Genomic DNA, 24,453 nt, shown 5'->3' on the forward strand with positions numbered 1-24,453 from the left:
ACACGCTAGGGCACCTCATCCATGTATGAGCCCTTTTGTCGCGTGGGTGAGGACCTGGAGGACCTCACGGCCTTGACTCCGCCGATCCGCGATATATCGTGTTCTGCAGAGACGCGATATGTTGCGTCGTGCCACGCTCTCTGGAGGTCACACCCATGCCTGTGTCGACGTGGACCGTCGCCGAGCCACTGAAACTCGCCTTCGCCGAGCAGGTGACCGCGCTCAGGGTGCGAGTCGTCAGCGGCACCGTCAACGTGGTCGGCTCCGAGGAGCCCGAGGCCCGGCTGGAGGTCTCCGCCATCGACGGCCCGCCGCTGATCGTCACCCTCGAAGACGGCGTCCTGTCGGTGACCTACGAGGACCTCCCCTGGAAGAGCTTCCTCAAGTGGCTCGACCGCAACGGCCGTTCCCGCAGCGCCACGGTCACCCTCGCGGTACCCGCCTCCGCGTCCGTCGAGGTCGGCGTCGTCGGCGCCGGGGCGTTCGTCTCGGGCATCCGGGGCCGTACCGACGTACGCGGTGTCACCGGCGACACCACCCTCGTCGCGCTCTCCGGGGAGGTGCGCGGCGAGACGGTCTCCGGCGGCCTGGAGGCGCAGGCCGTCACCGGCGACCTCCGCTTCAAGTCGGTCTCCGGCGATCTCACCGTCGTGGAGGGCGCGGGCACCTCGGTGCGCGCCGATTCCGTCAGCGGCGACATGGTGCTGGACCTCGACGCCTCGGGGGCGCCGACCGACATCCGGCTCGCCACGGTCTCCGGCGCCATCGCGATCCGGCTGCCCCACCCGGCGGACGCCGAGGTCGAGGCGAACACCGCGAGCGGCGCCGTCTCCAACGCCTTCGAGGACCTGCGGGTGGGCGGCCAGTGGGGCGCCAAGAAGATCACCGGCACGCTGGGCGCCGGTACGGGCAAGCTCAAGGCGACGACCGTGTCCGGCTCGATCGCTCTGCTGCGCCGCCCGCCGTCCGAGGACGAACCGTACGTTGCCGAGCCGACCGGAAAGGCGCTCTGACATGCCCCCCGTATTCGCCCACGGCCGCCTGCGCCTCTACCTGTTGAAACTGCTCGACGAGGCCCCGCGCCACGGTTACGAGGTGATCCGGCTGCTGGAGGAGCGCTTCCAGGGGCTGTACGCCCCGTCCGCCGGCACGGTCTACCCCCGGCTGGCCAAGCTGGAGGCGGAAGGGCTCGTCACCCACGCGACGGAGGGCGGCCGGAAGGTCTACTCGATCACCGAAGCGGGCCGCACCGAACTCGCCGGCCGCACCGGCGAACTCGCCGATCTCGAGCTGGAGATCCGGGAGTCCGTCTCCGAGCTGGCCGCCGAGATCCGTGAGGACGTCCGGGGCGCGGCCGGGAAGCTGCGCAGCGACATGCGCGCCGCCGCGTCCGCTTCCCGCCACCGGCCCGGCTCCGCAGGACCCGGCGGCGCCCGGAGCGACTGGGAGTCCCTCATCGGCGATCTGGGAGACCTCGCCAAGGTGGGGAACCTGGGCGACTTCACGGAGAAGGACGCCTGGCGCAAGGCCAAGGAGGAGTTGCGCCAGGCCAAGCAGGAGTGGAAGGAGCAGGCCCGCCGGGCGAAGGACGAGTCGCGGCGTGCCCGCGAGGACGCGCAACAGGCCCGCCGCCAGGCGAAGGAGGCCGACGAGCGCGCCCGCGAGCAGATGCGGAACGCGGCCCGCCAGGTGCAGGAGCACTTCGCGCGGGGCGACTGGCCCGCCGGGGTGCGCGACGGTCTGGCCGAGATCACCGGCCACCTCGCCGGCCTCGCCAAGACCGGTACCTGGCCGCCCGCCGACCGTACCGAGCACACGCGTGCGCAGGGCCCGGAGGCCCGGTCGTCGGATCAGGAGCCCTCGCGTCCGGGCGGGGCGTCCACGGGGACGGCCGCTTCCCGCACGGAGGCCGGCCCCGCGCCCGACTGGGCCGGGGACGTGCCGGTCACCGGCGATCCGGCACGCGACCTGGACCGGCTGCTGGACCGCTTTCGCGACGACATCCGCGACGCCGCCCGCGACCGGGGCGTCACGGACGAGCAGGTGGCAAAGGCCCGCGCCCACCTCGCCACGGCGGCCTCGCGCGTCGACGCGCTGCTGCGGAGCGCCGGCCCGCCCGACGGGGACGACCCGAAGGACCTCCGCAGGGCCTGAAGGGCCGTCACGCAGTGAGACCGCCGCCCGGGTCGGGGCGGCGGTCTCACCGGCTCCGGGCCCGGTGGGTGGCGTCGGGCGGACCGGCTCCGGGCCTGACGGCCGGCGGCCTCACCGGGCCCCGACCGCGACCACTCTCCCGGCGGCCGCCCGTACCGTCGGACGCCCGTCAGCCGGCTGCCGCCGCCCCGGCCGCTCCTCCCCCGCCCTCGCGCCCCGCCCCGTACAGCGCGCGCTCCACGGTCGCGTACGAGGCGCCGTGCTCCGCGAGTACGTCCGCCACCACTCCGGGCCGCGCGACGAGCGCCAGCAGCAGGTGCTCCCCGCCGATGAAGCGGTCCCCCCGGCCCACCGCGATGCGCAGGGAACCCTCCAGGACGCCCTTGGCGCCGGCGGTGAGCGGCCGGCGTCCGGACCGGCTTCGGCGCACCCGGCCGTCCTGCGCCAGCGCACCCTCGCCGTGCTCCTCCTCGATCCGGGCGACGATCTCGCCGACGTCGATGCCGAGCCCGGCCAGCGCCTGCGTGTCGGCCTTCGTCAGACCGCCCAGCCGACGGGCCTCGCCGAGCGCCGCTTGCAGGGAGGCCCGGCGGTCGGTCACCCCGAGCGCGGCGAGGGCGAACGCGGCCCGGCCCGAGTCCTGGTCCAGGAGAGAGAGCAGCAGGTGTTCCTCGGTGATGCCACCCTCCCCCGCACCCTGGGAGAAGGTGACGGCTCCGGCGACGGCGGCCCGGGCCTCCTTGGTGAATCGCTCGAACATCAGTTCCTCCCGTACTTCTTGTGCACGGCTTGCCTGCTGACGCCGAGTTCGGCGGCGACCTCCTGCCACGACCAGCCTTTGGCGCGGGCGCTTCTGACTTGTACGGCTTCGAGCTGCTCCAGCAGCCGCCGCAGCGCGGCGACGGCCCGCAGCCCGACGCGCGGATCGCGATCCCCGGCGCGTGCGGCCAGGTCCGTTGCTTCGGTCATGCTGTCAACATAAGTTGACATGCGGGGCACGTCAACCCCAGTTGACATGAGAGGCGGCCGGGCGGTTCACGCACGAGGCCGGGGGCGCGGCGCGTGTCACACCGGCAGCCGGTTGGATCGGGCGGCGGCCGGGCCTAGGGTCGGGGCATGTTCGCCGCCTACGCAGCCCGCATCGACCGCGAGAACCCCCTGTCCGGCCTGGAACTGGGCGAACGCCCCGCTCCCGGGTCCCGCCCCGGCTGGACCACCGTCGAGGTCCGCGCCGCCTCGCTCAACCACCACGACCTCTGGTCGCTGCGCGGAGTGGGCATCACGGAGGACCGGTTGCCGATGATCCTCGGTTGCGACGCGGCCGGCGTCGACGAGGACGGCAACGAGGTCGTGGTGCACTCGGTGATCGGCCAGACAGGTCACGGGGTCGGACCGAAGGAGCCGCGTTCCATCTTGACCGAGCGCTACCAGGGCACCTTCGCCGAGCGGGTCACCGTGCCCTCCTGGAACGTACTGCCCAAGCCGAAGGAGTTGAGCTTCGAGCAGGCCGCCTGCCTGCCGACCGCCTGGCTCACCGCGTACCGGATGCTCTTCACCAACGCCGGTGTGCGCCCGGGCGATCGCGTCCTCGTCCAGGGCGCGGGGGGCGGGGTCGCCACCGCCGCCATCGTCCTCGGCCGCGCGGCCGGCCTACGGGTCTACGCGACCAGCCGGGACGAGGCGAAGCGGAGGCGCGCGATCGAACTGGGTGCCGTCGACGCCTTCGAGCCGGGCGCCCGCCTGCCCGAACGCGTGGACGCGGTCATCGAGACGGTCGGCGCCGCGACCTGGTCCCACTCGGTGAAGTCCCTGCGCCCCGGCGGCACTCTCGTCATCTCCGGTGCCACCAGCGGCGATCGACCCTCGCACGCCGAGCTGACCAGGGTCTTCTTCCTCGAACTCAAGATCGTCGGCTCCACGATGGGTTCCAAGGACGAGCTGGAGGACCTGCTCGCCTTCTGCGCGGCGACCGGCGTACGGCCCGTGATCGACGCGGTCCTGCCGCTGGACCGGGCCCGCGAGGGCTTCGAACGCATGCTCACGGGCGACCAGTTCGGCAAGATCGTACTGACCCCCGCCTGACCCTCTCCCGACCGTCCTCGCCGCAAAGTGGAGGGCGGCACGAATCGCACCGTGAGCAGGGGCTACAGTCCCTGCTCATGACAAACGAGTCGTGTGCAGGCTGGTACCGGGACCACTTGGGTTCCGACGCGGCCACCGTCTTCGCTGACGGCGGAGTGATCAAGCTGCGCATCCGGGGTGTCGACTTCGAGGGCAAGCGCCTCGACGACCTCCGCCCGGTGGTGTACCCGCTCCCGGACGGCGCCACGTTCGCCCTGGCGGACGGCGCCCTGACCGACTGCGTCCTGGAGTGGGACCAGCCGGTGGTCATCGTCACCGGGGAGACCGAACGGCCCGCGACGATGAGCTGCCTCTTCTCCCTGCGCCGCTCGGACCCGGACGTGCACCTCGCCCTTCACTTGGACGGCGCGCTCTACGAATCGGCGCGCGCCGAACGCGACTTCGCCGCGGCCCTGGCCGCGATACGCGGCGTCCTGCCGCAGGACACCCGGCTGCGGGCTCCGGCTCTCTGACCGGGCCTGCCGGTCCGGGCGCGGGGGATTGGGCGTGGGGTTCGGGCGCGGGGGCCCGGCCGCGGGCCGCACGCACGGGCACGAACGCGGGCGCCGAACTCCCCGAAGCCGGAATTCGTTCCCCGATCTGCCGACAGCGAGGCCAGGTTCCCTTCCCCTGCGAACAGGGGCAGAGTCGAACCATGAAGATCCTGATTCTGGGCGGCACGGGGTTCGTCGGACGGTCCGTCACCGAGGCGGCGCTCGGGCGCGGCTGGGACGTCACCGTGTTCAACCGGGGCCGCGGGCGGCCCGCCCCCGGCGCGGCGGCGCTGAGGGGCGACCGGACGGCGGGGAAGGCCGGTCTGGCGGCGCTGGAGAGCGGCGAGTGGGACGCGGTGGTCGACACCTGGTCCGGCGCTCCCTCGGCGGTGCGGGACGCGGCCCGGCTGCTCGCGGACCGGGCCGGCCACTACACGTACGTCTCCACCCGCTCGGTGTACGCGTACCCGACACCCGCCGGGCTGCCGGAGGACGGCCCGCTGGTGTCCGGTGCGTCTCCGGACGAGGAGGGGGACGTCCCGTACCCGCAGGCCAAGCTCGGCGGCGAGCTGGCCGCGCTCGGCGCCTTCGGCGACCGCGCCCTGCTGGCACGTCCCGGCCTGATCCTCGGCCCGTACGAGAACATCGGACGGCTCCCGTGGTGGCTGAACCGGACGGCCCGGGGCGGCCCGGTCCTGGCGCCGGGCCCCCGGGACAGCCCGCTCCAGTACATCGACGCCCGCGACCTGGCGGTGTGGGTGCTGGACGCGGCGGAGCAGCGCCTCAACGGCCCGTACAACACCGTCAGCGCGTCCGGTCACGCCACCATGGGTGAGCTGCTGGACGCCTGCGTCCGGGTCACCGGGTCCGACGCCGAGCTTCGTTGGACCGACCCGGCGACCATCCTCGCGGCAGGCGTGGAGCCCTGGACCGAGCTCCCGATCTGGCTGCCCGAGGGAGAGCTGCACGACGCCCTCCACCGCGGCGACGTCGGCAAGGCTCTCGCCGCCGGGATGCGCTGCCGCCCCGTCTCCGAGACCGTCGCCGACACCTGGACCTGGCTGAAGTCGATGGGCGGGGTCGCCCCGCAACGCCCCGACCGGCCTCCCGTCGGCCTCGCCCCGGAGGTGGAAGCCCGCCTGCTGGCAGTCGGCTGAGGAACTCGCCGCCCCGCTACCGTGACTCCATGACGGAACTCCTCCACCTCACCGAGCCGGGTCTCTGGGCAGCGGCCCTGCACGACGGCGCCCACACCTGGTCCACCCGGGGCCGCACCCTCCAGCAGGAGGGCTACATCCACCTCTCCCACCCCCACCAACTCCCCGCCGTGGCCCGCATGCTGTACGGCTCCGAGGAGGTGGAGCTGGTCGTCCTGGTCATCGACCCGGCCCGCCTCACCGCGCCCCTGCGCCACGAGGCCATGACCGAGGGCGGCGAGGAGTTCCCGCACCTGTACGGGCCGCTGCCGGTGGACGCGGTGGTCGAGGTACGGCCGTGGCCGGGTCCCGCGACCGGGGCCGGTGGGGGCACGACCTCACGCTGACCAGGCACCCTCGTCCGGGGAGCTGCGGATTCCGTCCAGCAACGCGGCGACCAGTCCATCGGCCCGCTCCGGCGCCTCGGCGGACCGCCCGGTGAGCAGCAGATAGAGGGTGGAGCCGATGAGGGCGTCCACCACCGCGTCCACGTCGGTGCCGGGGCGGAACTCACCCGCCTCCACACCCGCGCGCAACAGTGCGGCGAGCGCCTCGTGCTGATCCCGTGTGTGGTCGCGGTAGAGCGAGTCCGCGTCCCTGGGGTTCTCCGCTGCGGCCGCCGTGAGGGCCAGCACCAGCGCGGAGTTGTCCGGATCGGTGACCGCGTGGGCGTGGGTCCGGAACCACGCGACGACGGCATGTGCCACGTGCCCGGCCTCCGGTACCGGAATCTGCCCCTCGGGTGCGGCTGCGAGGTACGCGCGCCGGGTGACATCGCCGACCAGTGCCGTCCTGGACGGCCAGCGGCGGTACACGGTCGGCTTGCCGACCCCCGCCCGCGCGGCGACCTTCTCCATCGAGAGGCCCGCGTACCCGTCCTGGAGCAGCAGCTCCTGCGCGGCGTCCAGGATCGCCCGGTCCGTCTGCACATCCCTGGGCCTGCCAGGCCGCCGTACCTATCCCCTGTCCAAGTACGCCAACCGGCTGCGGGTCCAGGCCGCCGCCACCGACTGGGGCCGACGCGGGGCACGGGTCAACTCCATCAGCCCCGGCGTCATCTCCACGCCCATGGGGCGTCAGGAGCTGGACGGCGAGAGCGGCCGGCACATGCGGGCGATGGTGCAAGCCTCCGGCACCGGGCGCCTCGGCACCGCCGACGACATCGCGGCCGCGGCCGCGTTCCTCCTGGGCCCCGACGCGAGTTTCGTGACCGGAAACGACCTGCTGGTCGACGGTGGCGTGGTCGCCGCCCTCCGCTCCGGCCGCCTCAGCAGGGGGGCGTGAGACAGGGCGGACAGCGGTGCCCGTGGACCGGACTCGGCCGGAACGTGCACTCGTCGTAGATCCGGTCCCGGACACGTCGGTACTCGGCGTCGAACAGTTCGGCCACGACGTTCTCCCTCGTGGCTCGACCGGATCGAGTCGGCGGCGTGAGCACCGGAGTTGGGCCCTTCACGGAATTCCGCCCCCGCCACTCGGACCATCGGGACATGCCCGAGAACAGGAGACCGCCTGATAACCTGCGCTCTTCTCCGGTCACCCGGACGGAGTCCCCCCGGCAGGTCTTCATGTCTAGCTCCGAGCAGCTCACGGCCGCTCTCGACGCCTTGGACCACGCCTTCGCCTCAGAGGCCCCCTTCCGCGTCACGGGGTGCACGTACTGCTACGACGAGCGGGACTTCGCCCAACTCTCCGGCCCGCTGCACCTCATGGCCGACCGCCTGGTCTCCTCGGTCGCAGCGAAGACGCCTGATCATTGGGAGGACTTCCCCCGCCTCTACCGTCGTCTCGTCCCACGCGTCATTCGCCCACTCGTCACGGGTCGGCTCCATGTCGACGAGGAACTCATCGCCTCCCGCCTGGTTCAGGCGGGATGGACCACCTGGGACCCGCCCTTGACCGAGGCGCTTCGGGACGTCTGGTCAACGTGGTGGCAGAGCACGCTGCGCACCCACCCCAGCCCCGTACCCGTCAGGAACTCCCTCAGCGTCATCACCGTGGCCACCCACAGCCTGCGCCCATGGCTGAACACATGGGCCGCGACCCGCACCCCGGCCGCCGACGCGCACTTGACGGACCTCGTCGACGACGTGATGTTCGAGTTCGAGATCACCGACCTGCGCATGGGCTTCTACGAGGAGTACGACGCCGCAGCCGAGCTGCTGGGCTGGCTCCTCTCGGACGTGCGCGACCGTGTCGTCGACGTACGTCTCGACGACCCGTACCTCCACGAGCGCCTTCGGGCATCCGCTCAGCGGTCCCACTGATCCGCTTCGCCCTCCGCGTCCCCCGAGAGGACCACTCCCCGGCGTTCCCGCGCGGAACGTGTCGCGCAGGGGGCGGGTCGGCCTGTGCTGCCGGGCGGAAACGACCGCACCCGGCCCGCCATGGACGCCGTGCTCGGCGGCCTGCGGACCGGGTGCGGACCGGTAGGGAGTCCGACCAGCGAAACCGCAGGTCAGACGGCCCAACCAGAGATCAAGCCTTCTTGGTCTCCCAGAAGATCTTGTCGATCTCGGCGATCAGGTCCAGGGCCTTCTGGCCCGTGGCCGGGTCGTTCGACGCCTTGGCGGCGGAGAGCGCCTTCAGGGTGTCGTTGACCAGCTGGTGCAGCTGGGGGTACTTCTCGAAGTGCGGGGCCTTGAAGTAGTCGCTCCAGAGCACGGAGACGTGGTGCTTCGCGAGCTCCGCACGCTGTTCCTTGATCAGGACCGAGCGGGTGCGGAAGTCCGCGTCCTCGTTGGCCTGGTACTTCTCCTGGACGGCCTTGACGGACTCCGCCTCGATGCGGGCCTGGGCCGGGTCGTACACGCCGCAGGGCAGGTCGCAGTGGGCGCTGACCTTCACCTTGGGGGCAAACAGGCGGGAGAGCATGGAGCTGTCCTTCCTCGTGATCGTCTTCTCAGGTGGGACATTACTCCGTGGAGCACCTGTTTCAGCGAGTGCCCCCGTGGGCTTAGGTCAAAAGTCCGGGGCGAGGACGAGCCTTCCGGGCCGAATGTACGAGCGACGCCCGAAGGGGTGTACTGGACGCGGACGAACGGACCGGGGAGGTAGCGGAGATGGCGGAGCCGGCGCAGGGGCCCGGGGACGGGCGGGCGGCAGGGGTGCGGTTTCAGGTGGTGGAGGTGACGGGGCCTTCGATGGTGCCGACGCTGTATCACGGTGACCGGCTCCTGGTGCGGTACGGGGCGCCCGTGCGGCCGGGGGACGTGGTGATCCTGCGCCACCCCTTCCAGCAGGACCTGCTGGTGGTGAAGCGGGCCACCGAGCGCCGCCCGGGCGGCTGGTGGGTGCTGGCGGACAACACGTTCGCGGGCGGGGACAGCACGGTGTACGGGACCGTCCCGGAGGATCTCGTGCTGGCCCGGGCGCACCTGCGGTTCCGGCCACTGAGGAAGGATCAGCGCTCGCCGCTGGGGGTGCTCGGCTGGGCGGCCTCGGCGGTGCGGCCGTTGTCGGCGGAGCGGTCTGCCTCCAGGCGCTTGCGGGCCCGGTAGGCGGCGACGTTGGCGCGGGTCGCGCAGCGGTCGGAGCAGTAGCGCCGCGACCGGTTGGTGGAGGTGTCGAGGTAGGCGTTGCGGCACGGCGGCGCCTCGCAGAGGCCCAGCCGGTCCACGCCGTGGGTGGTGAGGTGGAAGGCGAGCCCCATCGCGGCGATGGCGGCGTACCCGGCCGTGGCGTTGGACGGGTGGTCCGCCAGATGCATGTGCCAGTCCGGCTTCCCGGTGCCGTCCAGGGTGTCGTGGCCGGAGATCTGCGGGCTGACGGGGAACTCCAGCAGCAGGGAGTTCAGCAGGTCGACCGCGAGGGTCTCGTCGCCTCCGTCCGCCGCCTCGAAGACCGCGCGCAGCCGGCCCCGTACGGAACGGAAGCGGGTCACGTCGGCTTCGGTCGCCCGCCGGGCCGCCTGGGAGTTGCCCGCGAAGAGGTCACGGACGGCGTCGACCGAGGTGAGCACGTCCTTGTTGCGGACCGGCTCCTCGGTGTTGACCAGACGCACGGCGTAGTCCGAGTAATAGGCCAGTTCCACTTGTCGTCCTTACAGCGTGGGTCTAAAGTTCCCTGCAACCAGCAGTGTAATGGTCCATTGCGCAATTTGGGTATTACATCAGAGGTGCGGGTTGACATGACGGACACCGAGGTGACGGGCTCGGCGGCAGGCACCGACTGGCGTTCCTGGCAGGAGAGCTGGGACCGCCGGCAGGAGTGGTACGTGCCGGGCCGCGAGGAACGCTTCCGGATCATGCTCGACGTGGTCGAGGCCGTGGTCGGCCCCGAGCCGAGCGTGCTCGATCTCGCCTGCGGTACGGGAAGTATTACGGACCGGCTGCTTCGCCGGTTCCCGAAGGCCACCAGCACCGGCGTGGATCTCGACCCCGCGCTGCTCGCCATCACCCGCGGCACCTTCGACGGCGACGACCGGGTCACCCTCGTCACCGCCGGCCTCAAGGACCCCGCCTGGACCGAGGCGCTCCCCCGTACCCCCTACGACGCGGTGCTCACGGCCACCGCACTCCACTGGTTCCCTCGTGAGCCGCTCGCCGCGCTCTACGGGCAGGTCGGCGAACTGGTGCGGGACGGCGGGGCGTTCATGAACGCCGACCACATGACCGACGGGTCCACCCCCCGCCTCGACGCGGCCGAACGCGCCCACCGGCACGCCGGGATGGACCGGGCCAAGGCGGCGGGCGCGCTGGACCGGGCCGAGTGGTGGGGCGAGGCCGCGAAGGACCCGGTGCTCGCCGGGCCGACCGCCGAGCGGTTCGCGATCTAGGGCGACCACGCCGACGGGGAGGCCCCCTCGGCGGACTGGCACGCCCGTACGCTGCGCGCGTCCGGCTTCGGCGAGGCGCGGACGGTCTGGGCCTCGCCCTCCGAAGCGGTGGTGCCGGCGCCGAAGTGACGCCCGGCGGGCGGCGGGGGCGGTACGGAGAGGGTTCCGTACCGCCCCCGCCCCCGCCGCCGTGTCCCGGCACGGACGAAAGCACGGAAAGCGCCCCGGCACGGAACACGCCTCCGATTCCTCGCGTCCGGCCGCAACCTCCGACGCGGTCCGGCGCACTGGAAGGGGTGAGACGGTCCGCGCCCGCGGGCCCGGAGAGGGGCGGGAATGCGGACCGACGAGGATGCCGCGCTGCACGCCTTCGTGGAGAGCCGGCGCACCGCGCTGTTCCGCAGCGCCTACCTGCTGTGCGGCGACCGCCACGAGGCCGAGGACCTGGTGCAGACGGCGCTCGTGAAGGTGGTGGTCGGCGGCCGGCGGCACGGGCGGCTCGACGACATCGAGGCGTACGCGCGCAAGACGCTGGTCAACACCTTCATCGCGTCCCGACGCAGGTTCTGGCGGCGGGAGCAGCCCTTCGGCGAGCTGCCCGACCGCGCGGCCGGCCACGAGGACAGCGACACCGGCCTCCAGGTGCGGGCGGCGCTCGCCGGGCTCACGGCCAAGCAGCGCGCGGTTCTGGTCCTGCGGTACTGGGAGGACCTGAGCGTCGAGGCCACGGCGGACCTGCTCGGAATGCGGCAGAACACGGTCAAGAGCCACACGGCTCGGGGATTGGCGGCGCTGCGCGCCGGGATGACGGAGGAATTGGTGTGAGCGACGACGTGAGGAAGTTGCTGGAACGGGCCGCGCTGGACGCCGGCCGGCCGGTGCTGTCGACGGAGGCGGTGTACGCGGGAGCGGCCCGGGTGCGGTTCCGGCGGCGTGCCGCGGTCGCGTGCGCGGCGCTGGCGGTCGTGGCGGCGGGGGCGGTCGCGGTGCCCCGGCTGAAGCAGGACCCCTCGCTGGACCGGATCTCGGTCGCGGCGTCCACCGGCACCGCCGGGGCGGACAAGGCGAGCCGGGTCGCCGCCCTGCTGCCCGCGGGGGTCGGCAGGCTGGAAGAGGTCTCGTTCGCGGTGCTCATCAAGCACGTGAAGCCGGGCGAGGGAAAGCGGGACCACCTCGGTCCGCTGGACGGGGAGTACGCGGTCCACCGGGACGGCGGGGTCGGTTACCTGGCGTTCGAGGTCAGGAGCGCGAAGGAGGTCGCGGCGAAGAGCGGCGACCGGGTGCCGGTCGCGGACCAGGACCTGTGCGAGGCCGAGGGCAAGGAGCCGCCGCGGGTCGACTGTGTGCGCGAGGTGCTGCCGGACGGACGGACCCTCACCACCTGGAGCGACGCCATGGACTACGGGGACGGGACGCCCCAGTGGGGTCCGGAGATCGACGGGCGGCTGACCCTGGAGGACGGCAGCGTGCTGGTGCTCCGTTCCAGCACGGGGTTCGAGGCCAAGGGGGCGCAGGGGCCGCTGCTGAAGACCCCGCCGCTGAACAGCGCCCAGGTTCGTGACCTGCTGACCCGGCCGGAGCTGCTGCCGGCGAAGTGACGCGGACGACGCGGGGCGGTGGAGACCGGAGAGTCTCCACCGCCCCGTATCCGCGTCCGCTACAGGACCTTGGAGAGGAACGCCTGCGTCCGCTCGTGCCGCGGGTTCGTCAGCACGTCCCTCGGGTGGCCGGACTCGACGACCACGCCGTCGTCCATGAAGACGAGCGCGTCCCCGACCTCGCGGGCGAAGCCCATCTCGTGGGTGACGACGATCATCGTCATGCCGTCCTCGGCCAGTCCCCGCATGACGTCCAGGACGTCACCGACCAGCTCCGGGTCGAGCGCCGAGGTGGGCTCGTCGAAGAGCATCAGCTTCGGCTCCATGGCCAGGGCGCGGGCGATGGCCACGCGCTGCTGCTGTCCGCCGGAGAGCTGCGAGGGGAAGTTGCCGGCCTTGTCCGCCAGGCCCACCCGGTCGAGCAGCCGCTCCGCGCGTTCGCGGGCCTCGGCCCGGGGCAGGCGCAGCACCTGGACCGGGGCCTCCATGACGTTCTCGACGGCCGTCATGTGCGGGAACAGGTTGAAGCGCTGGAAGACCATGCCGATGTCCCGGCGCCGCAGGGCGACTTCGCGGTCCTTGAGCTCGTACAGCTTGCCGCCGTGCTCGCGGTAGCCGACGAGTTCGCCGTCGACGGAGAGCCGTCCGGCGTTGATCTTCTCCAGGTGGTTGATGCACCGCAGGAAGGTCGACTTGCCGGAACCGGAGGGTCCGATCAGGCAGAAGACCTCTCCGGGGGCGACCTCCAGGTCGATGCCCTTGAGGACGTGCGCGGGGCCGTAGGACTTGTGGACGCCCTCGGCCTTCACCATGGCGGTCATGCGACGCCTCCCTTGGGACGGCTCAGCGTCAGCATGTTGGCCTTGATCTTCTGGAACGGGGTGGGCGGAAGACTGCGGCTCGACCCGCGCGCGAAGCGGCGCTCCAGGTAGTACTGGCCGACGCTCAGCACCGAGGTCGCCACCATGTACCAGACGGCCGCCAGGAACAGCATCTCGACGGTGGCGCCGGAGGACTGGGAGACGTTCTGGGTGGAGCGCAGCAGTTCGCCGTACTGGACGGCGACCGCGAGCGAGGAGGTCTTGAGCATGTTGATGACCTCGTTGCCCGTGGGCGGCACGATGACGCGCATCGCCTGCGGGACGACGATCCGGCGCAGCGTCCTGCCGTGGGTCATGCCGAGCGCGTGCGCCGCCTCGGTCTGGCCCTCGTCGACGGACTGGAGGCCGGCCCGGCAGATCTCCGCCATGTAGGCGGCCTCGTTGAGTCCGAGGCCGAGCAGGGCGCAGAGGAACGGGGTCATGAAGTTCGACCACTCGTCCCGGTAGATCGGCCCGAGGTCGATGTACTTGAAGACGAGGCCGAGGTTGAACCAGACGAGCAGCTGTACGTAGACCGGGGTGCCGCGGAAGAACCAGATGTAGCCCCAGGCGACGGACGAGGTCACCGGGTTCTTGGAGAGCCGCATCACCGCGAGCACCACGCCGAGGACGATGCCGATCGTCATGGCCAGCAGGGTGATGACGACGGTGTTCCTGACCCCGTCGAGGATCTGGTCGTTGAAGAAGTAGTCGGGTATCGCGCCCCAGTTGATGTCGCCCTGGGAGAACGCGTAGACCAGCGAGGCGAGCAGGCCGAGCACCACGATCGCGGCGAGGTACCGGCCGTAGTGGCGTACCGGGACGGCCCTGATCGGCTCGGGCCCGTCGGCCGGGGCCGGCGGGGTCTTTGCCGGCCCGGGGGTGTCGATGTCAGTCACTGGTGATGCCTTTCAGCGCCGGGTTCCCGTCAGACCCCGCCGTTGATCTTGGCCTCGGTGACCGCGCCCGCGTCCACGCCCCACTTGGTGATGACCTTCTGGTACTCGCCGTTCTTGATGATCGCGTCCAGCGCCGCCTGAATGGCCTTGGTGAGCTCGTCGTTGCCCTTGGCGACGGCGATGCCGTACGGGGCCGCCTCGACCTGCTCGCCGACGAGCTGGAAGTCGTTGCCGCCGCCGGAGGTCTTGACCGCGTAGGCGGCGACCGGGAAGTCGGAGGAGCCGGCGTCGGCGCCGCCGGCGCGCAGCCGGGTCTGGGCCTCCAGGTCGTTGTCGAACGCCTCGATGGAGATCTTGCCCTTGCTGCCGCACTTGGCGCTCTCGGCCTTGGCGAGGTCGTGGGAGACCGTGCCGCGCTGCACGACCATCTTCTTGCCGCAGAGGTCGGCCCAGGTGGCGATGCCCTTGTCGTCGCCCTTCTTGGTGTAGATGGAGACGCCGGCGGTGAAGTAGTCGATGAAGTCGACGCCTTCGCCGACCTTCTTCTTCGTCTCGGGGTCGACACCGTCCTGGCGGTTCTTGGTGTCGGTCATGGCCGACATGGCCAGGTCGTAGCGGTCCGAGCGCAGGCCCGTGAGCAGGGTGTCGAAGGTGCCGTTCTCGAAGACGAACTTCACCCCGAGCTGCTTGCCCAGGGCGTCGCCCAGGTCGGGGTCGATGCCGATGGTCTTGCCGTCCTTGCCCTTGAACTCGACCGGCGGGTAGGCGATGTCGGAACCGACCTTGATCTCGCCCTTGTCGCGGATCGCCTGGGGAAGGAGGTCGGCGAGCGGGGCGGACGCGGTGGTGGCGGACGCGGAGGTCTCCGCTTCCGCCGACTTGGCGGTGTCGGTCTGGTCGCCGCAGCCGGTCAGGATCAGCGCGCCGGCGACCGCGAGGGAGCTCACCGCTGCCAGACGGGACATGGCGGGCGTACAGCGGATGGTGCGAGCGGTCATGGTCGGAGTCCTCCGGCGGTGAGGGAGCGTCAAAAAAAGGGGTGCGCACGAACGCGTCTTCGAGTCCCGACACCCCGAGCGATTAGGGCATCTTGCCATCCGGAATAGCCCATTCAGGGGTCCAGCCATGTCAAAATCGGGTAACGGGCGACCCCCGAATCCCCACAGGCCGGGACAGTGAGCCCGGACCATCTGTGGGAATTTCACCTCTCGACCGGAGAATCTCCGGGACGGCCGGATCGACCCGACGACTCGTGTGCCGTACAACGGAATTGCCGTCGCCGGCCTGTGCCGGGCGGACTTGTCACGCCATTCGCCCATGAGTCGTGTCACCCGGTCGAAAGAGACTCGTCCGTGGCGGGCTCGGTCCGGTAAGAAAGACCTTTACACCCCTCATCCGGGGACCAGGACGCGTGTGCGGCGCGTCCGCGCGTGCGAACCCTCCCCGCCGAGGCGGTCCAACCGCCGGCGCGGGGACGTACGCGGTGCCCACCCACCCCTCCTCACCAGGAGCGGCAACCCTCAGACGAAGAAGACTTAAGGGGTCAGACAGCATGGCAGCGGAGATCGTCAATCCTCTCAATCACAGCACCACCGGCAGCCGGGCCGCAGAATCGAACGTGGCCGACGAGCCCTTCGATCCGGCCTTCGCGCTCCACCGCGGCGGGAAGATGGCCGTGCAGGCCACCGTTCCGATCCGCGACAAGGACGACCTGTCCCTCGCCTACACGCCGGGCGTCGCCAAGGTGTGCAGCGCCATCGCGGAGAACCCGGAGCTCGTCCACGACTACACCTGGAAGTCGCAGGTCGTGGCCGTCGTCACGGACGGCACCGCCGTCCTCGGCCTCGGGGACATCGGCCCCGAGGCGTCCCTCCCGGTGATGGAGGGCAAGGCCATTCTCTTCAAGCAGTTCGGCGGAGTGGACGCGGTGCCGATCGCGCTCGCCACCACCGACGCGGACGAGATCGTGGAGACCGTCGTCCGGCTCGCGCCCTCCTTCGGCGGGATCAACCTGGAGGACATCTCGGCGCCCCGCTGCTTCGAAATCGAGCGCAAGCTCCAGGAGCGGCTGGACATCCCGGTCTTCCACGACGACCAGCACGGCACCGCCGTGGTGACGCTGGCGGCCCTGCGCAACGCGGCGAAGCTGTCCGGCCGGACCCTGGGCGACCTGCGCGGGGTCATCTCGGGTGCGGGCGCGGCCGGTGTCGCCATCGCGAAGTTCCTGCTGGAGGCGGGCATCGGCGACATCGCCGTCGCCGACCGCAAGGGCATCGTCAGCCGGGACCGCGAGGACCTCACCGACGTCAAGCGGGAGCTGGCCGGCATCACCAACAAGGCGGGTGTCTCCGGCCCGTTGGAGGCCGCGCTGGCCGGCGCGGACCTCTTCATCGGCGTCTCCGGCGGTACGGTCCCCGAGCCGGCCGTCGCCTCGATGGCCCCGGGCGCGTACGTCTTCGCCATGGCCAACCCGAACCCCGAGGTGCACCCCGACATCGCGCACAAGTACGCGTCGGTCGTGGCCACCGGGCGCTCCGACTACCCGAACCAGATCAACAACGTGCTGGCGTTCCCCGGCATCTTCGCGGGCGCGCTCCAGGTCCGGGCGTCCCGGATCACCGAGGGCATGAAGATCGCCGCGGCGAACGCGCTGGCCGACGTGGTCGGCGACGAGTTGGCCGCGGACTACGTCATCCCGTCGCCGTTCGACGAGAGGGTCGCCCCGGCGGTGACGGCCGCGGTCGCCGCCGCCGCACGGGCCGAGGGCGTCGCCCGGCGCTGACGCCCGCGCCGGGCACCCCCACCGGTACGGAGAACGCACGCGCACCGGCACCCTCGGGTGCCGGAAACCCCGCTCCCCGCCATGCGCAGGAGCGGGGTTCGTGCGTCCGGGGCCGTAGGCCGTGTCCGGCAGTTCCCTCCGGGCGGGCGTGGTCCGGCACGGCCTACGGCCGAACTCAGTGGCTGCGGCGGGTGACGAACTCCGCCAGGGAGAGCAGGTCCCCGGCCGCCGCGAGGTCGGGCACCGCGCGGGAGAGGTGGTGGACCGCCCGGGCCATCCGGTCGGCCGCCGTGACCTGGGCCCAGTCGCGTCCGCCGGCCCGCTCCACGGCGTCGGCGGCCCTGCGCACGTCGTCCGGCGCGCCGAGCGGGCCTTCGTAGAGCGCGGCGAGGTCGGCGGCGGCCGGGGTGCCCGAGGTGAGCGCGGCCACCACGGGCAGGGACTTCTTGTGTGCGGTGAGGTCGGCGCCGACCGGTTTTCCGGTACGTGCCGGATCGCCCCAGATGCCGATCAGGTCGTCGATGAGCTGGAAGGAGAGTCCGGCCTCCCGGCCGAAGCCGTCCATCGCGCCCACCGACCGGTCCGAGGCGCCGGCGTAGAGGGCGCCCACGGCGCAGGCACAGCCGAGCAGCGCGCCGGTCTTGGCCATGGCCATGGTGAGGCACTCGTCGAGGCTGACGTCCCGGGGGCCGCGTTCCTCGAAGGCGCAGTCGGCCTGCTGGCCGGCGCAGAGCTCGATGACGCAGGAGGTGATCCTCGCCGAGGCTTGGGCCGAGGCGGGGTGGTCGTCGTCGGCGAGGAGCCGCAGGGCGAGCGCCAGCATGGCGTCGCCGGTGATGACGGCGTCCGGGACGCCGAAGACCGCCCAGGCGGTGGGCCGGTGGCGGCGGGTGGCGTCCTCGTCGATGACGTCGTCGTGGAGCAGGGTGAAGTTGTGCACGAGTTCGACGGCCACGGCGGCGCGCAGCGCTTTCTCCGGGTCGCCGCCCAGCGCGCGGGCCGCCGCCAGCACCAGGGCGGGTCTGATGGCCTTGCCGGCCGGGCCCGGGGCGGGATTCCCCTCGGCGTCCGCCCAGCCGAAGTGGTACGTCGCCACCCGGCGCATCCCGCCGGGCAGCGACGCCACCGCGGCGCGCAGATGCGGGTCGACGAGAGCCCGGGTCCGCTCCAGGAGCGCCGCGGCCTCGTGGCCCTCGGTCGCGGCGTCCGTACTCGTCATGGTCACGGTCACTCCCTCTGTCGCCGGTGAGCCCCCGGTCCGGTTCGTCGCGGGCCGGGGGCACGGGTCGTACGGGCGGTGCGGTGGTACGGCGGTGATACGGGGCACCCGTCGGGCGCGCACGGGCGACCGGCGGGCGCACGGGCGCCGGACGGGCGACGGGCCCGGAGGCCGGGCACGGGCGCCGGGGGTCGGGCGGGCGCGGGCGCCGGGGGTCGGGCACCCAGCCGGCGCCCGCTCCCGTGCCCGGCCCCCGTGCCCCCGCCCCGGACCCGTCGCCCGCCCGTGGGTCACCCCGTGAGGTCGCTGCGCGCCCCGCGGGCCGGCCCTCAGTGCCAGCGGCTGACCTCGACGTTCTCCAGGATCCCGAGGGCGTCGGGAACCAGGACGGCCGCGGAGTAGTAGGCCGTGACCAGGTACGAGATGATCGCCTGCTCGTCGATGCCCATGAAACGGACGGAGAGGCTCGGCTCGATCTCGTCCGGGATGCCGGTCTGCTGGAGGCCGATGACGCCCTGCTCGGACTCGCCGGTCCTCATGCAGATGATCGAGGTGGTGCGGGCCTCGGTGATCGGGATCTTGTTCGACGGGAAGATCGGCACCCCGCGCCAGGCCGGTACGTGCTGTCCGCCGACGTCCACGCTCTCCGGGACCAGTCCGAGCCGGTTGCACTCGCGGCCGAAGGCGGCGATGGCGCGGGGGTGGGCGAGGAAGAGCTTCGATCCGCGCCGCCGGGAGAGGAGTTCGTCCATGTCGTCGGGGCTGGGCACACCGGCGTGCGGCTGGAGCCGCTGGCCGTAGTCGCAGTTGTTGAGGAGGCCGAACTCCCGGCTGTTGATGAGTTCGTGCTCCTGGCGCTCACGGAGCGCCTCGACCGTGAGCCGCAACTGCTGCTCGGTCTGGTTCATCGGTTGGTTGTACAGGTCGGCTACACGGCTGTGCACCTTCAGTACGGTCTGGGCGACGCTGAGTTCGTACTCGCGTGGCGACGCGTCGTAGTCCACGAAGGTGTGCGGGACGAGTGCTTCCCCGACGTGGCCGGCGGAGAGGTCGATCGCCGCCTCGCCGTACTTGTTCGTCCGCTGCTGCGGGATGGCGAGCAGCCCGGCGAGGTGGTCGCGGAGGGTACCGACCCGCTCGGCGAGGTTGAGTACGTCGGCGCGGCTCAGCGTCAGCAGGGTGCAGGCGGTGGCCGCGCGGGTGGTGTACTCCCACTGCGCGTCGCCCTCCACCAGGGAGTGGTCTCCGAAGTACGAACCGTCCGCGAGGACTCCGAGCACCGTCTCGTCCCCGTAGGGGCCCGTGCCGATCTTCTCCACCCGGCCGTGGGCCAGCAGGTAGACCCGGTCCGCCGCGTCCCCCGAGGCGGCGATGACCTCCCCGGCGGCCACGTCGCGCTGTTCGCAGCGCCGGGCCAGTTCGGCGAGCGCCTCCTCGTCCGCGTAGTCGCGGAGCGCGGGCAGTTCGCCGAGCTCGGCGGGGATGACCGCGACCCGGTCGCCGGTCTGCACGAAGGTCACCCGGCCGTCTCCCACCGAGTAGCTGAGCCGACGGTTCACCCGGTACGTACCGCCCTGTACCTGCACCCACGGCAGCATCTTCAGCAGCCACCGGGAGGTGATCTCCTGCATCTGCGGCGCGGACTTGGTGGTCGTCGCGAGGTTCCTCGCAGCGGCAGTGCCGAGACTCTGCTGCGGCGTGCCCTGCGTGTCGCGAACCTCTTCACCAACGGACATCTGACGGGTCCTCTCGATCATGGGCTGAGCTGCGTGAAGAAGCCTTTCAGCACGGAGTGTCGCTACGCCATTACACAAAAGAGTGCGACTAAAAGGGGTGCGGGCGGGGCAGCACGGTCCCGCGATGCCTGCCGAGGCCGATAACTTGCATCTCAAATACCAGTTATCTAGGGTGCTCCCATGCGGCTGACGAGATTCACCGACGTGGCGCTGCGGGTGCTGATGCGCCTCGCCGTCACGAAGAACGGCGAGGCGCCGACCACCCGCGAGGTGGCGTCGGTCATGCGGGTGCCCTACACCCACACCGCCAAGGTGGTCGCCCGGCTCCAGCACCTCGGCCTGGTCGAGGCGCGCCGGGGACGCGGCGGCGGGCTCGCCCTCACCGGAGCCGGCCGCACCGCCTCGGTCGGCGGGCTCGTCCGCGAACTCGAAGGCGCGGGCGACGTGGTGGAGTGCGAGGGGGACACCCCCTGCCCGCTGCTCGCCGCCTGCCGGCTGCGCGGCGCCCTGCGCCGGGCCCAGGAGGCGTTCTTCACGGAGCTCGACCCCCTCACCGTCACCGATCTCGTCGCCTCGCCCACCGGGCCGCTGCTCATCGGCCTCGGCGCCGGCCCCGCGGACACCGGCTGAACGGCGCCCGGAGCGCACGGACGGCGCGGACCGCACCACCCCGGCCGGGTACGCGCCCTCGTGGGCCGCACCGGATTCACCCGTACCAAGAAATACGCATCTCGCATACCAATTCAACGTCCGAGGAGTCCCGATGCTCTCCGAGCAGTCGACCGCCACCGTCCGCGCCGCCCTCCCCGCCGTCGGGGCCGCCATCGGGGACATCGCCGGTCTCTTCTACCAGAAGCTCTTCGCCGCCCACCCCGAGCTGCTGCGGGACTTCTTCAACCGGGGCAACCAGGCCGCCGCCACCCAGCAGCGCGCCCTCGCGGGCTCGGTCGCCGCCTTCGCGACGATGCTGGTCGAACACCCGGACACCCGACCCGACGTGATGCTGAGCCGGATCGCCCACAAGCACGCCTCCCTCGGCGTCACGGCCGGGCAGTACGAGGTGGTCCACACGCACCTCTTCGCCGCCGTCGCGGAGGTACTGGGCGACGCGGTCACCCCGGAGGTCGCCGCCGCCTGGGACGAGGTCTACTGGCTGATGGCCAACGCCCTGATCGCCGTCGAGGACCGTCTCTACGCGGAACGCGGCGTCGCCGCCGGCCAGGTCTGGCAGGAGTGGGAGGTGGCGGGGCGCACGGAGGAGACCGCCGACGTCACCACCTTCACGCTCCGCCCCGCCGACGGCACCCCGGCCCCCGCCTTCCGGCCCGGCCAGTACGTCTCCGTACAGGTGGAACTCCCGGACGGCGCGCACCAGATACGCCAGTACAGCCTCTCCGGCGCCCCGGGCGCGCCGGTGCGCTCGATCACCGTCAAGCGGGTGCACGGCGGCGACGGGCCGGACGGCGAGGTCTCCGCGCACCTGCACGCGCACGCCCGCCCCGGCGACCGGCTGCGCGTCTCGCTGCCGTACGGCGACCTGACGCTCGGCGCGTCCGCCGGGGCGGAGCCGGCCGCCCCGCTGCTGCTCGCCTCGGCGGGGATCGGCTGCACCCCGATGCTGTCGTTCCTGGAGCACCTCGCGGCCACCGGCCACGACGCCCCGGTCACGGTGGTGCACGGTGACCGCTTCCCCGCCGACCACGCCCTGCGGGCCGACCACGCACGGCTGACCGCCGGACTCAAGGCCGGCGCCGCGCACTTCTGGTACGAGCACCCCGAGGCCGGTCACCCCACCGAGCGCACCGGACTGGTCGATCTGGGCGGACTGACCGTCGCCCCCGGCACCCACGCCTACCTCTGCGGCCCGCTGCCCTTCATGCGCGCCGTGCGTACGCAGCTGCTGGCCAAGGGGGTACCGGCGGCGGACATCCACTACGAGGTGTTCGGCCCGGACCTCTGGCTCGCCCAGGACTGAGACGCGCGGCGGGGGCGGCGACACTGGAGGGATGAGCCCGACCGACCCGCCCGCCGACCCCGCCGCCCCCACCGGCCCGGCCCCCACCGCCGCGGACCCCGCGTCCGTACTCCGCCCCCGGCTGCCCTCCCCGCTGGTGGCGGCGCCCGACGAGCGGTTCGGGCGGCACGGGGTGACCCTGCTGCTCAAGCGGGACGACCTGATCCACCCGGACCTGCCGGGCAACAAGTGGCGCAAGCTGGCGCCCAACCTCGCGGAGGGCGCCGGACGCCCGGTGCTGACCTTCGGCGGGGCGTACTCGAACCATCTGCGGGCGACCGCCGCCGCCGGGCGGCTGCTGGGCTTCGCCACCATCGGGGTCGTACGCGGCGACGAGCTGGCCGGCCGCCCGCTGAACCCCTCGCTGGCCCGGTGCGCGGCGGACGGGATGCGGCTGCACTTCGTGGACCGGGGGACGTACCGCGCGAAGGACGAGCCGCGGGTGCTGGCGGCGTTGCTGGACCGTTTCGGGGACGTGCGGGTCATCCCGGAGGGCGGCAGCAACGCGCGGGCCGCACAGGGCTGTACGGAGCTCGGGCGCGAGCTGCGGGGGCGCACCGAGGTCGCCGCCGTGGCCTGCGGCACCGGGGGCACCCTGGCGGGCCTGGCGGCCGGTCTGGACCCGGGCGGGCGCGCCCTCGGCGTCGCGGTGCTGCGCGGCGGCTTCCTGTCCGACGCCGTGCGCGACCTCCAGCGCGACGCGTTCGGCGGCCCGGCCGGGCGGTGGTCGGTGGAGGACCGGTTCACCTTCGGCGGGTACGCCCGTACGACGCCGGAACTCCACGCGTTCGCCGACGACTTCGAGGACCGGCACCAACTGCCGGTCGAGCGGATCTACGTGGCGAAGCTGCTGTTCGCGCTGACCGCGCTGGCCGGGGAGGGCGCGTTCGCCCCGGGCACCCGGGTGACCGCGGTGATCACCGGGCGCCCGGAGGCGGAACCGGGGGCGTGACGTCCGCCGGGACTCAGCCGGCGTCCGACTCGCGGTAGGCGGCGGCCTCTTCGAGGTCGAGGCGGCGCAGCAGGGTGCGCAGCATCTCGTCGTCGATGCGGCGGTCGTCCCGGAGGCGTACGAAGACCTCGCGCTCGGCCTCGATCATGTCGCGGGACAGTCGGCGGTAGGTGTCGTCGGCGGACTCGCCGGTGAGCGGGTTGGCGGCGCCGAGGCGTTCCCAGACGGCGTTGCGGCGGCGCTCCATGACGGTGCGCAGCCGGTCGGCGAGGGGTTCGGGGAGGCTGTTGCGCTGGTCCGAGAGCAGGTCGTCCAGCCGCTGTTCGGCCGCCGTGGACGCCTCGCTCTGGGCTTGCGCCTCGGCGAGGGTCTGCGCCTGCGGGTCGGGTCCTGGCAGCTTCAGCAGGCGCACCAGCAGGGGCAGGGAGAGGCCCTGGACGACCAGGGTGCCGATGACGGTGGTGAAGGTCAGGAAGAGCACCAGGTTGCGGGCGGGGAAGGGCTCGCCGTCGTGCATGGTCATCGGGATGGAGAAGGCGATGGCGAGGGAGACGACTCCGCGCATCCCGGCCCAGCCGACGATCAGCGGGGAGGTCCAGTTGGTCTCGGGTTCGCGTGCGCGGATGCGGGCGGAGAGGGCGCGGGGCAGGTAGGTGGAGGGGTAGACCCAGAGGAAGCGGACCACCACGACCGCGACGAACACGGCGACGGAGTACCGCAGGGCGTCCCACACCGCATAGGTGCCCAGCCCCTTCAGCACGAAGGGCATCTGGAGCCCGATGAGGGCGAAGACGGCGGACTCCAGCACGAAGGCCACCATCTTCCAGACGGCGGCCTCCTGGAGGCGGGTGGCGAAGTCGACCTGCCAGGACCGGTGTCCGAGGTACAGGGCGACGACGACCACGGCGAGCACTCCGGAGGCGTGCACCCGCTCGGCCGCCGCGTACGCCACGAACGGGATCAGCAGGGAGAGGGTGTTCTGGAGCAGCGCCTCCTTGAGGTGGGTGCGCAGCCAGTGCAGCGGGACCATCAGCAGCAGGCCGACGAGGACGCCGCCGACCGAGGCGAGCAGGAACTCCCGCACCCCTTCGCCCCAGCTCATCCCCGCGCCCACGGCGGCTGCCAGGGCCACCTTGTAGGCGGTGATCGCGGTGGCGTCGTTCACCAGGGACTCGCCCTGGAGGATGGTGGTGACCCGGGCGGGGAGGCCGACCCGGCGGGCGATGGCGGCGGCGGTCACGGCGTCGGGCGGGGCGACGACCGCGCCGAGCACCAGCGCGGCGGGCAACGGCAGGTCGGGGACGAGGAGATAGGCGAGCCAGCCGACCGCGAGCGTGGCGAAGAGGACGTACCCGACCGACAGCAGCGCGACGGGTCTGGCGTTGGCCCGCAGGTCCAGGTAGGAGCTGTCCACGGCCGCGGTGTACAGCAGGGGCGGCAGCAGCAGCGGCAGCACGATGTGCGCGTCGAGCGTGTACGGGGGCACACCCGGCAGGTAGGCGGCCAGAAGTCCTACGGCAACCAGCAGCAGCGGCGCGGGCACAGGGGTGCGCCGCGCCGCGCCGGCTACCGCCGCACTGGCCGCGACCAGTGCGACCAGGGGCAATGCGTCCATCGGTCGGGTCCTCACATCCGTCGTAACCTGGCCATC

At 72.2% G+C, this 24,453-nt stretch carries 25 protein-coding genes and 2 pseudogenes; 16 read left to right on the forward strand and 11 right to left on the reverse strand.

Translation table 11 applies throughout. The features are described from left to right. Positions 1–155: 155 nt before the first annotated feature. Together OHT52_RS08155 and OHT52_RS08160 are read left to right on the forward strand one after the other, a co-directional pair. Positions 156–1,013 (forward strand): DUF4097 family beta strand repeat-containing protein, encoded by an 858-nt coding sequence (locus tag OHT52_RS08155; RefSeq protein WP_328719464.1) that lies wholly within the window; start codon positions 156–158, stop codon positions 1,011–1,013. Between the two features lies 1 nt (position 1,014). Continuing rightward, positions 1,015–2,154 carry a helix-turn-helix transcriptional regulator gene (locus OHT52_RS08160; RefSeq protein WP_328719465.1) on the forward strand — a complete coding sequence of 380 codons (1,140 nt, stop codon included), beginning with the start codon at positions 1,015–1,017 and terminating at the stop codon, positions 2,152–2,154. A 169-nt stretch (positions 2,155–2,323) separates the two neighbouring features. Here OHT52_RS08160 and OHT52_RS08165 read toward each other — a convergent pair whose 3' ends face one another. Beyond that, positions 2,324–2,914, reverse strand: coding sequence for a Clp protease N-terminal domain-containing protein (locus tag OHT52_RS08165; protein ID WP_328719466.1), 591 nt, complete (start codon positions 2,912–2,914; stop codon positions 2,324–2,326). Next, the gene (locus tag OHT52_RS08170) at positions 2,914–3,123 is read right to left on the reverse strand and encodes a helix-turn-helix domain-containing protein (RefSeq protein ID WP_328719467.1); all 210 of its coding nucleotides are present in this window, start codon (positions 3,121–3,123) and stop codon (positions 2,914–2,916) included. The genes OHT52_RS08165 and OHT52_RS08170 overlap by 1 nt, the downstream gene beginning before the upstream one ends. A gap of 147 nt (positions 3,124–3,270) precedes the next feature. Between OHT52_RS08170 and OHT52_RS08175 the strand changes: the two genes are divergently transcribed. The 4 genes from OHT52_RS08175 to OHT52_RS08190 all read left to right on the forward strand — a co-directional run bounded on the left by OHT52_RS08175 (position 3,271) and on the right by OHT52_RS08190 (position 6,312). Then, positions 3,271–4,236, forward strand: a complete 966-nt coding sequence (locus OHT52_RS08175; RefSeq protein WP_328719468.1) for a zinc-binding dehydrogenase — start codon at positions 3,271–3,273, stop codon at positions 4,234–4,236. A gap of 77 nt (positions 4,237–4,313) precedes the next feature. After that, positions 4,314–4,748, forward strand: coding sequence for a DUF6304 family protein (locus OHT52_RS08180; RefSeq protein ID WP_328719469.1), 435 nt, complete (start codon positions 4,314–4,316; stop codon positions 4,746–4,748). 182 nt (positions 4,749–4,930) lie between these two features. Then, positions 4,931–5,926 (forward strand): NAD-dependent epimerase/dehydratase family protein, encoded by a 996-nt coding sequence (locus tag OHT52_RS08185; RefSeq protein WP_328719470.1) that lies wholly within the window; start codon positions 4,931–4,933, stop codon positions 5,924–5,926. 29 nt (positions 5,927–5,955) lie between these two features. After that, positions 5,956–6,312, forward strand: a complete 357-nt coding sequence (locus OHT52_RS08190; protein ID WP_328719471.1) for a DUF952 domain-containing protein — start codon at positions 5,956–5,958, stop codon at positions 6,310–6,312. On the opposite strand, the gene OHT52_RS08195 is transcribed toward OHT52_RS08190, so the two are convergent. Next, on the reverse strand, positions 6,304–6,822 hold the full coding sequence (locus OHT52_RS08195; RefSeq protein WP_328719472.1) for a TetR/AcrR family transcriptional regulator: 519 nt from the start codon (positions 6,820–6,822) through the stop codon (positions 6,304–6,306). The two genes, OHT52_RS08190 and OHT52_RS08195, sit on opposite strands and share 9 nt — an antisense overlap. A gap of 100 nt (positions 6,823–6,922) precedes the next feature. On the opposite strand from OHT52_RS08195, the pseudogene OHT52_RS08200 reads away from it, so the two are divergent. Both OHT52_RS08200 and OHT52_RS08205 read left to right on the forward strand, forming a co-directional pair. Continuing rightward, positions 6,923–7,249 (forward strand): annotated as a pseudogene (locus tag OHT52_RS08200) (SDR family oxidoreductase); the annotation flags it as partial. A gap of 284 nt (positions 7,250–7,533) precedes the next feature. Next, positions 7,534–8,232 carry a hypothetical protein gene (locus tag OHT52_RS08205; protein ID WP_328719473.1) on the forward strand — a complete coding sequence of 233 codons (699 nt, stop codon included), beginning with the start codon at positions 7,534–7,536 and terminating at the stop codon, positions 8,230–8,232. 211 nt (positions 8,233–8,443) lie between these two features. On the opposite strand, the gene sodN is transcribed toward OHT52_RS08205, so the two are convergent. Then, positions 8,444–8,839, reverse strand: a complete 396-nt coding sequence (sodN, locus tag OHT52_RS08210) for a superoxide dismutase, Ni (RefSeq protein WP_266708992.1) — start codon at positions 8,837–8,839, stop codon at positions 8,444–8,446. 188 nt (positions 8,840–9,027) lie between these two features. Here sodN and sodX point away from each other — a divergent pair, with 188 nt between their 5' ends. After that, complete coding sequence (gene sodX / locus OHT52_RS08215) at positions 9,028–9,465, forward strand: nickel-type superoxide dismutase maturation protease (protein WP_328719474.1); 438 nt, start codon at positions 9,028–9,030, stop codon at positions 9,463–9,465. Here the strand turns inward: sodX and OHT52_RS08220 are convergent. Beyond that, on the reverse strand, positions 9,369–9,998 hold the full coding sequence (locus OHT52_RS08220; RefSeq protein ID WP_328719475.1) for a CGNR zinc finger domain-containing protein: 630 nt from the start codon (positions 9,996–9,998) through the stop codon (positions 9,369–9,371). The genes sodX and OHT52_RS08220 overlap by 97 nt on opposite strands. Positions 9,999–10,094: 96 nt before the next feature. On the opposite strand from OHT52_RS08220, the pseudogene OHT52_RS08225 reads away from it, so the two are divergent. The 3 genes and pseudogenes from OHT52_RS08225 to OHT52_RS08235 all read left to right on the forward strand — a co-directional run bounded on the left by OHT52_RS08225 (position 10,095) and on the right by OHT52_RS08235 (position 12,340). Beyond that, positions 10,095–10,871: pseudogene (locus OHT52_RS08225) on the forward strand (class I SAM-dependent methyltransferase). Positions 10,872–11,078: 207 nt separating this feature from the next. Then, positions 11,079–11,567: a SigE family RNA polymerase sigma factor gene (locus OHT52_RS08230; protein WP_328719476.1), complete on the forward strand. Its 489-nt coding sequence runs from the start codon at positions 11,079–11,081 to the stop codon at positions 11,565–11,567. Beyond that, positions 11,564–12,340, forward strand: a complete 777-nt coding sequence (locus OHT52_RS08235; protein WP_328719477.1) for a hypothetical protein — start codon at positions 11,564–11,566, stop codon at positions 12,338–12,340. Before OHT52_RS08230 ends, OHT52_RS08235 begins: the two co-directional genes overlap by 4 nt. Before the next feature lie 59 nt (positions 12,341–12,399). Here OHT52_RS08235 and OHT52_RS08240 read toward each other — a convergent pair whose 3' ends face one another. Genes OHT52_RS08240 through OHT52_RS08250 form a run of 3 tightly spaced genes read right to left on the reverse strand, consistent with a single transcriptional unit; the run spans position 12,400 to position 15,097 of the window. After that, entirely contained in the window at positions 12,400–13,152 is a 753-nt protein-coding gene (locus OHT52_RS08240; RefSeq protein ID WP_328723656.1) for an amino acid ABC transporter ATP-binding protein, read from the reverse strand. Between the two features lie 5 nt (positions 13,153–13,157). Then, positions 13,158–14,099: an amino acid ABC transporter permease gene (locus OHT52_RS08245; RefSeq protein WP_328719478.1), complete on the reverse strand. Its 942-nt coding sequence runs from the start codon at positions 14,097–14,099 to the stop codon at positions 13,158–13,160. A 29-nt stretch (positions 14,100–14,128) separates the two neighbouring features. After that, positions 14,129–15,097, reverse strand: a complete 969-nt coding sequence (locus OHT52_RS08250) for an ABC transporter substrate-binding protein (protein WP_328719479.1) — start codon at positions 15,095–15,097, stop codon at positions 14,129–14,131. Positions 15,098–15,651: 554 nt separating this feature from the next. On the opposite strand from OHT52_RS08250, the gene OHT52_RS08255 reads away from it, so the two are divergent. Then, the gene (locus OHT52_RS08255; protein ID WP_328719480.1) at positions 15,652–16,881 is read left to right on the forward strand and encodes an NAD(P)-dependent malic enzyme; all 1,230 of its coding nucleotides are present in this window, start codon (positions 15,652–15,654) and stop codon (positions 16,879–16,881) included. A 175-nt stretch (positions 16,882–17,056) separates the two neighbouring features. On the opposite strand, the gene OHT52_RS08260 is transcribed toward OHT52_RS08255, so the two are convergent. Further along, positions 17,057–18,100, reverse strand: a complete 1,044-nt coding sequence (locus OHT52_RS08260; RefSeq protein ID WP_328719481.1) for a family 2 encapsulin nanocompartment cargo protein polyprenyl transferase — start codon at positions 18,098–18,100, stop codon at positions 17,057–17,059. A 329-nt stretch (positions 18,101–18,429) separates the two neighbouring features. After that, positions 18,430–19,836: a family 2B encapsulin nanocompartment shell protein gene (locus tag OHT52_RS08265; RefSeq protein WP_328719482.1), complete on the reverse strand. Its 1,407-nt coding sequence runs from the start codon at positions 19,834–19,836 to the stop codon at positions 18,430–18,432. A 180-nt stretch (positions 19,837–20,016) separates the two neighbouring features. On the opposite strand from OHT52_RS08265, the gene OHT52_RS08270 reads away from it, so the two are divergent. The 3 genes from OHT52_RS08270 to OHT52_RS08280 all read left to right on the forward strand — a co-directional run bounded on the left by OHT52_RS08270 (position 20,017) and on the right by OHT52_RS08280 (position 22,802). Further along, entirely contained in the window at positions 20,017–20,466 is a 450-nt protein-coding gene (locus tag OHT52_RS08270) for an Rrf2 family transcriptional regulator (protein WP_328719483.1), read from the forward strand. 133 nt (positions 20,467–20,599) lie between these two features. Then, positions 20,600–21,811, forward strand: a complete 1,212-nt coding sequence (locus tag OHT52_RS08275) for a globin domain-containing protein (protein ID WP_328719484.1) — start codon at positions 20,600–20,602, stop codon at positions 21,809–21,811. A 31-nt stretch (positions 21,812–21,842) separates the two neighbouring features. Beyond that, on the forward strand, positions 21,843–22,802 hold the full coding sequence (locus tag OHT52_RS08280) for a 1-aminocyclopropane-1-carboxylate deaminase/D-cysteine desulfhydrase (RefSeq protein WP_328719485.1): 960 nt from the start codon (positions 21,843–21,845) through the stop codon (positions 22,800–22,802). Between the two features lie 13 nt (positions 22,803–22,815). Here the strand turns inward: OHT52_RS08280 and OHT52_RS08285 are convergent, their stop codons facing one another. Further along, on the reverse strand, positions 22,816–24,417 hold the full coding sequence (locus OHT52_RS08285) for a Na+/H+ antiporter (RefSeq protein ID WP_328719486.1): 1,602 nt from the start codon (positions 24,415–24,417) through the stop codon (positions 22,816–22,818). Positions 24,418–24,453: the final 36 nt, after the last annotated feature.

This window comes from Streptomyces sp. NBC_00247 (assembly GCF_036188265.1).
Classification (GTDB): Bacteria; Actinomycetota; Actinomycetes; order Streptomycetales; family Streptomycetaceae; genus Streptomyces.

Excerpts from the sequence above, each read along its gene's own strand:
- OHT52_RS08180 (WP_328719469.1), top strand. The coding sequence starts at position 4,314 with ATGACAAACGAGTCGTGTGCAGGCTGGTACCGGGACCACTTGGGTTCC.
- OHT52_RS08260 (WP_328719481.1), bottom strand. The coding sequence starts at position 18,100 with ATGACGAGTACGGACGCCGCGACCGAGGGCCACGAGGCCGCGGCGCTC.
- OHT52_RS08265 (WP_328719482.1), bottom strand. The coding sequence starts at position 19,836 with ATGTCCGTTGGTGAAGAGGTTCGCGACACGCAGGGCACGCCGCAGCAG.
- OHT52_RS08250 (WP_328719479.1), bottom strand. The coding sequence starts at position 15,097 with ATGACCGCTCGCACCATCCGCTGTACGCCCGCCATGTCCCGTCTGGCA.
- OHT52_RS08285 (WP_328719486.1), bottom strand. The coding sequence starts at position 24,417 with ATGGACGCATTGCCCCTGGTCGCACTGGTCGCGGCCAGTGCGGCGGTA.
- OHT52_RS08155 (WP_328719464.1), top strand. The coding sequence starts at position 156 with ATGCCTGTGTCGACGTGGACCGTCGCCGAGCCACTGAAACTCGCCTTC.
- OHT52_RS08280 (WP_328719485.1), top strand. The coding sequence starts at position 21,843 with ATGAGCCCGACCGACCCGCCCGCCGACCCCGCCGCCCCCACCGGCCCG.
- OHT52_RS08165 (WP_328719466.1), bottom strand. The coding sequence starts at position 2,914 with ATGTTCGAGCGATTCACCAAGGAGGCCCGGGCCGCCGTCGCCGGAGCC.
- OHT52_RS08240 (WP_328723656.1), bottom strand. The coding sequence starts at position 13,152 with ATGGTGAAGGCCGAGGGCGTCCACAAGTCCTACGGCCCCGCGCACGTC.
- OHT52_RS08255 (WP_328719480.1), top strand. The coding sequence starts at position 15,652 with ATGGCAGCGGAGATCGTCAATCCTCTCAATCACAGCACCACCGGCAGC.
- sodX (WP_328719474.1), top strand. The coding sequence starts at position 9,028 with ATGGCGGAGCCGGCGCAGGGGCCCGGGGACGGGCGGGCGGCAGGGGTG.
- OHT52_RS08175 (WP_328719468.1), top strand. The coding sequence starts at position 3,271 with ATGTTCGCCGCCTACGCAGCCCGCATCGACCGCGAGAACCCCCTGTCC.
- OHT52_RS08190 (WP_328719471.1), top strand. The coding sequence starts at position 5,956 with ATGACGGAACTCCTCCACCTCACCGAGCCGGGTCTCTGGGCAGCGGCC.
- OHT52_RS08160 (WP_328719465.1), top strand. The coding sequence starts at position 1,015 with ATGCCCCCCGTATTCGCCCACGGCCGCCTGCGCCTCTACCTGTTGAAA.
- OHT52_RS08185 (WP_328719470.1), top strand. The coding sequence starts at position 4,931 with ATGAAGATCCTGATTCTGGGCGGCACGGGGTTCGTCGGACGGTCCGTC.
- OHT52_RS08275 (WP_328719484.1), top strand. The coding sequence starts at position 20,600 with ATGCTCTCCGAGCAGTCGACCGCCACCGTCCGCGCCGCCCTCCCCGCC.
- OHT52_RS08170 (WP_328719467.1), bottom strand. The coding sequence starts at position 3,123 with ATGACCGAAGCAACGGACCTGGCCGCACGCGCCGGGGATCGCGATCCG.
- OHT52_RS08230 (WP_328719476.1), top strand. The coding sequence starts at position 11,079 with ATGCGGACCGACGAGGATGCCGCGCTGCACGCCTTCGTGGAGAGCCGG.
- OHT52_RS08205 (WP_328719473.1), top strand. The coding sequence starts at position 7,534 with ATGTCTAGCTCCGAGCAGCTCACGGCCGCTCTCGACGCCTTGGACCAC.
- sodN (WP_266708992.1), bottom strand. The coding sequence starts at position 8,839 with ATGCTCTCCCGCCTGTTTGCCCCCAAGGTGAAGGTCAGCGCCCACTGC.
- OHT52_RS08270 (WP_328719483.1), top strand. The coding sequence starts at position 20,017 with ATGCGGCTGACGAGATTCACCGACGTGGCGCTGCGGGTGCTGATGCGC.
- OHT52_RS08195 (WP_328719472.1), bottom strand. The coding sequence starts at position 6,822 with ATGGAGAAGGTCGCCGCGCGGGCGGGGGTCGGCAAGCCGACCGTGTAC.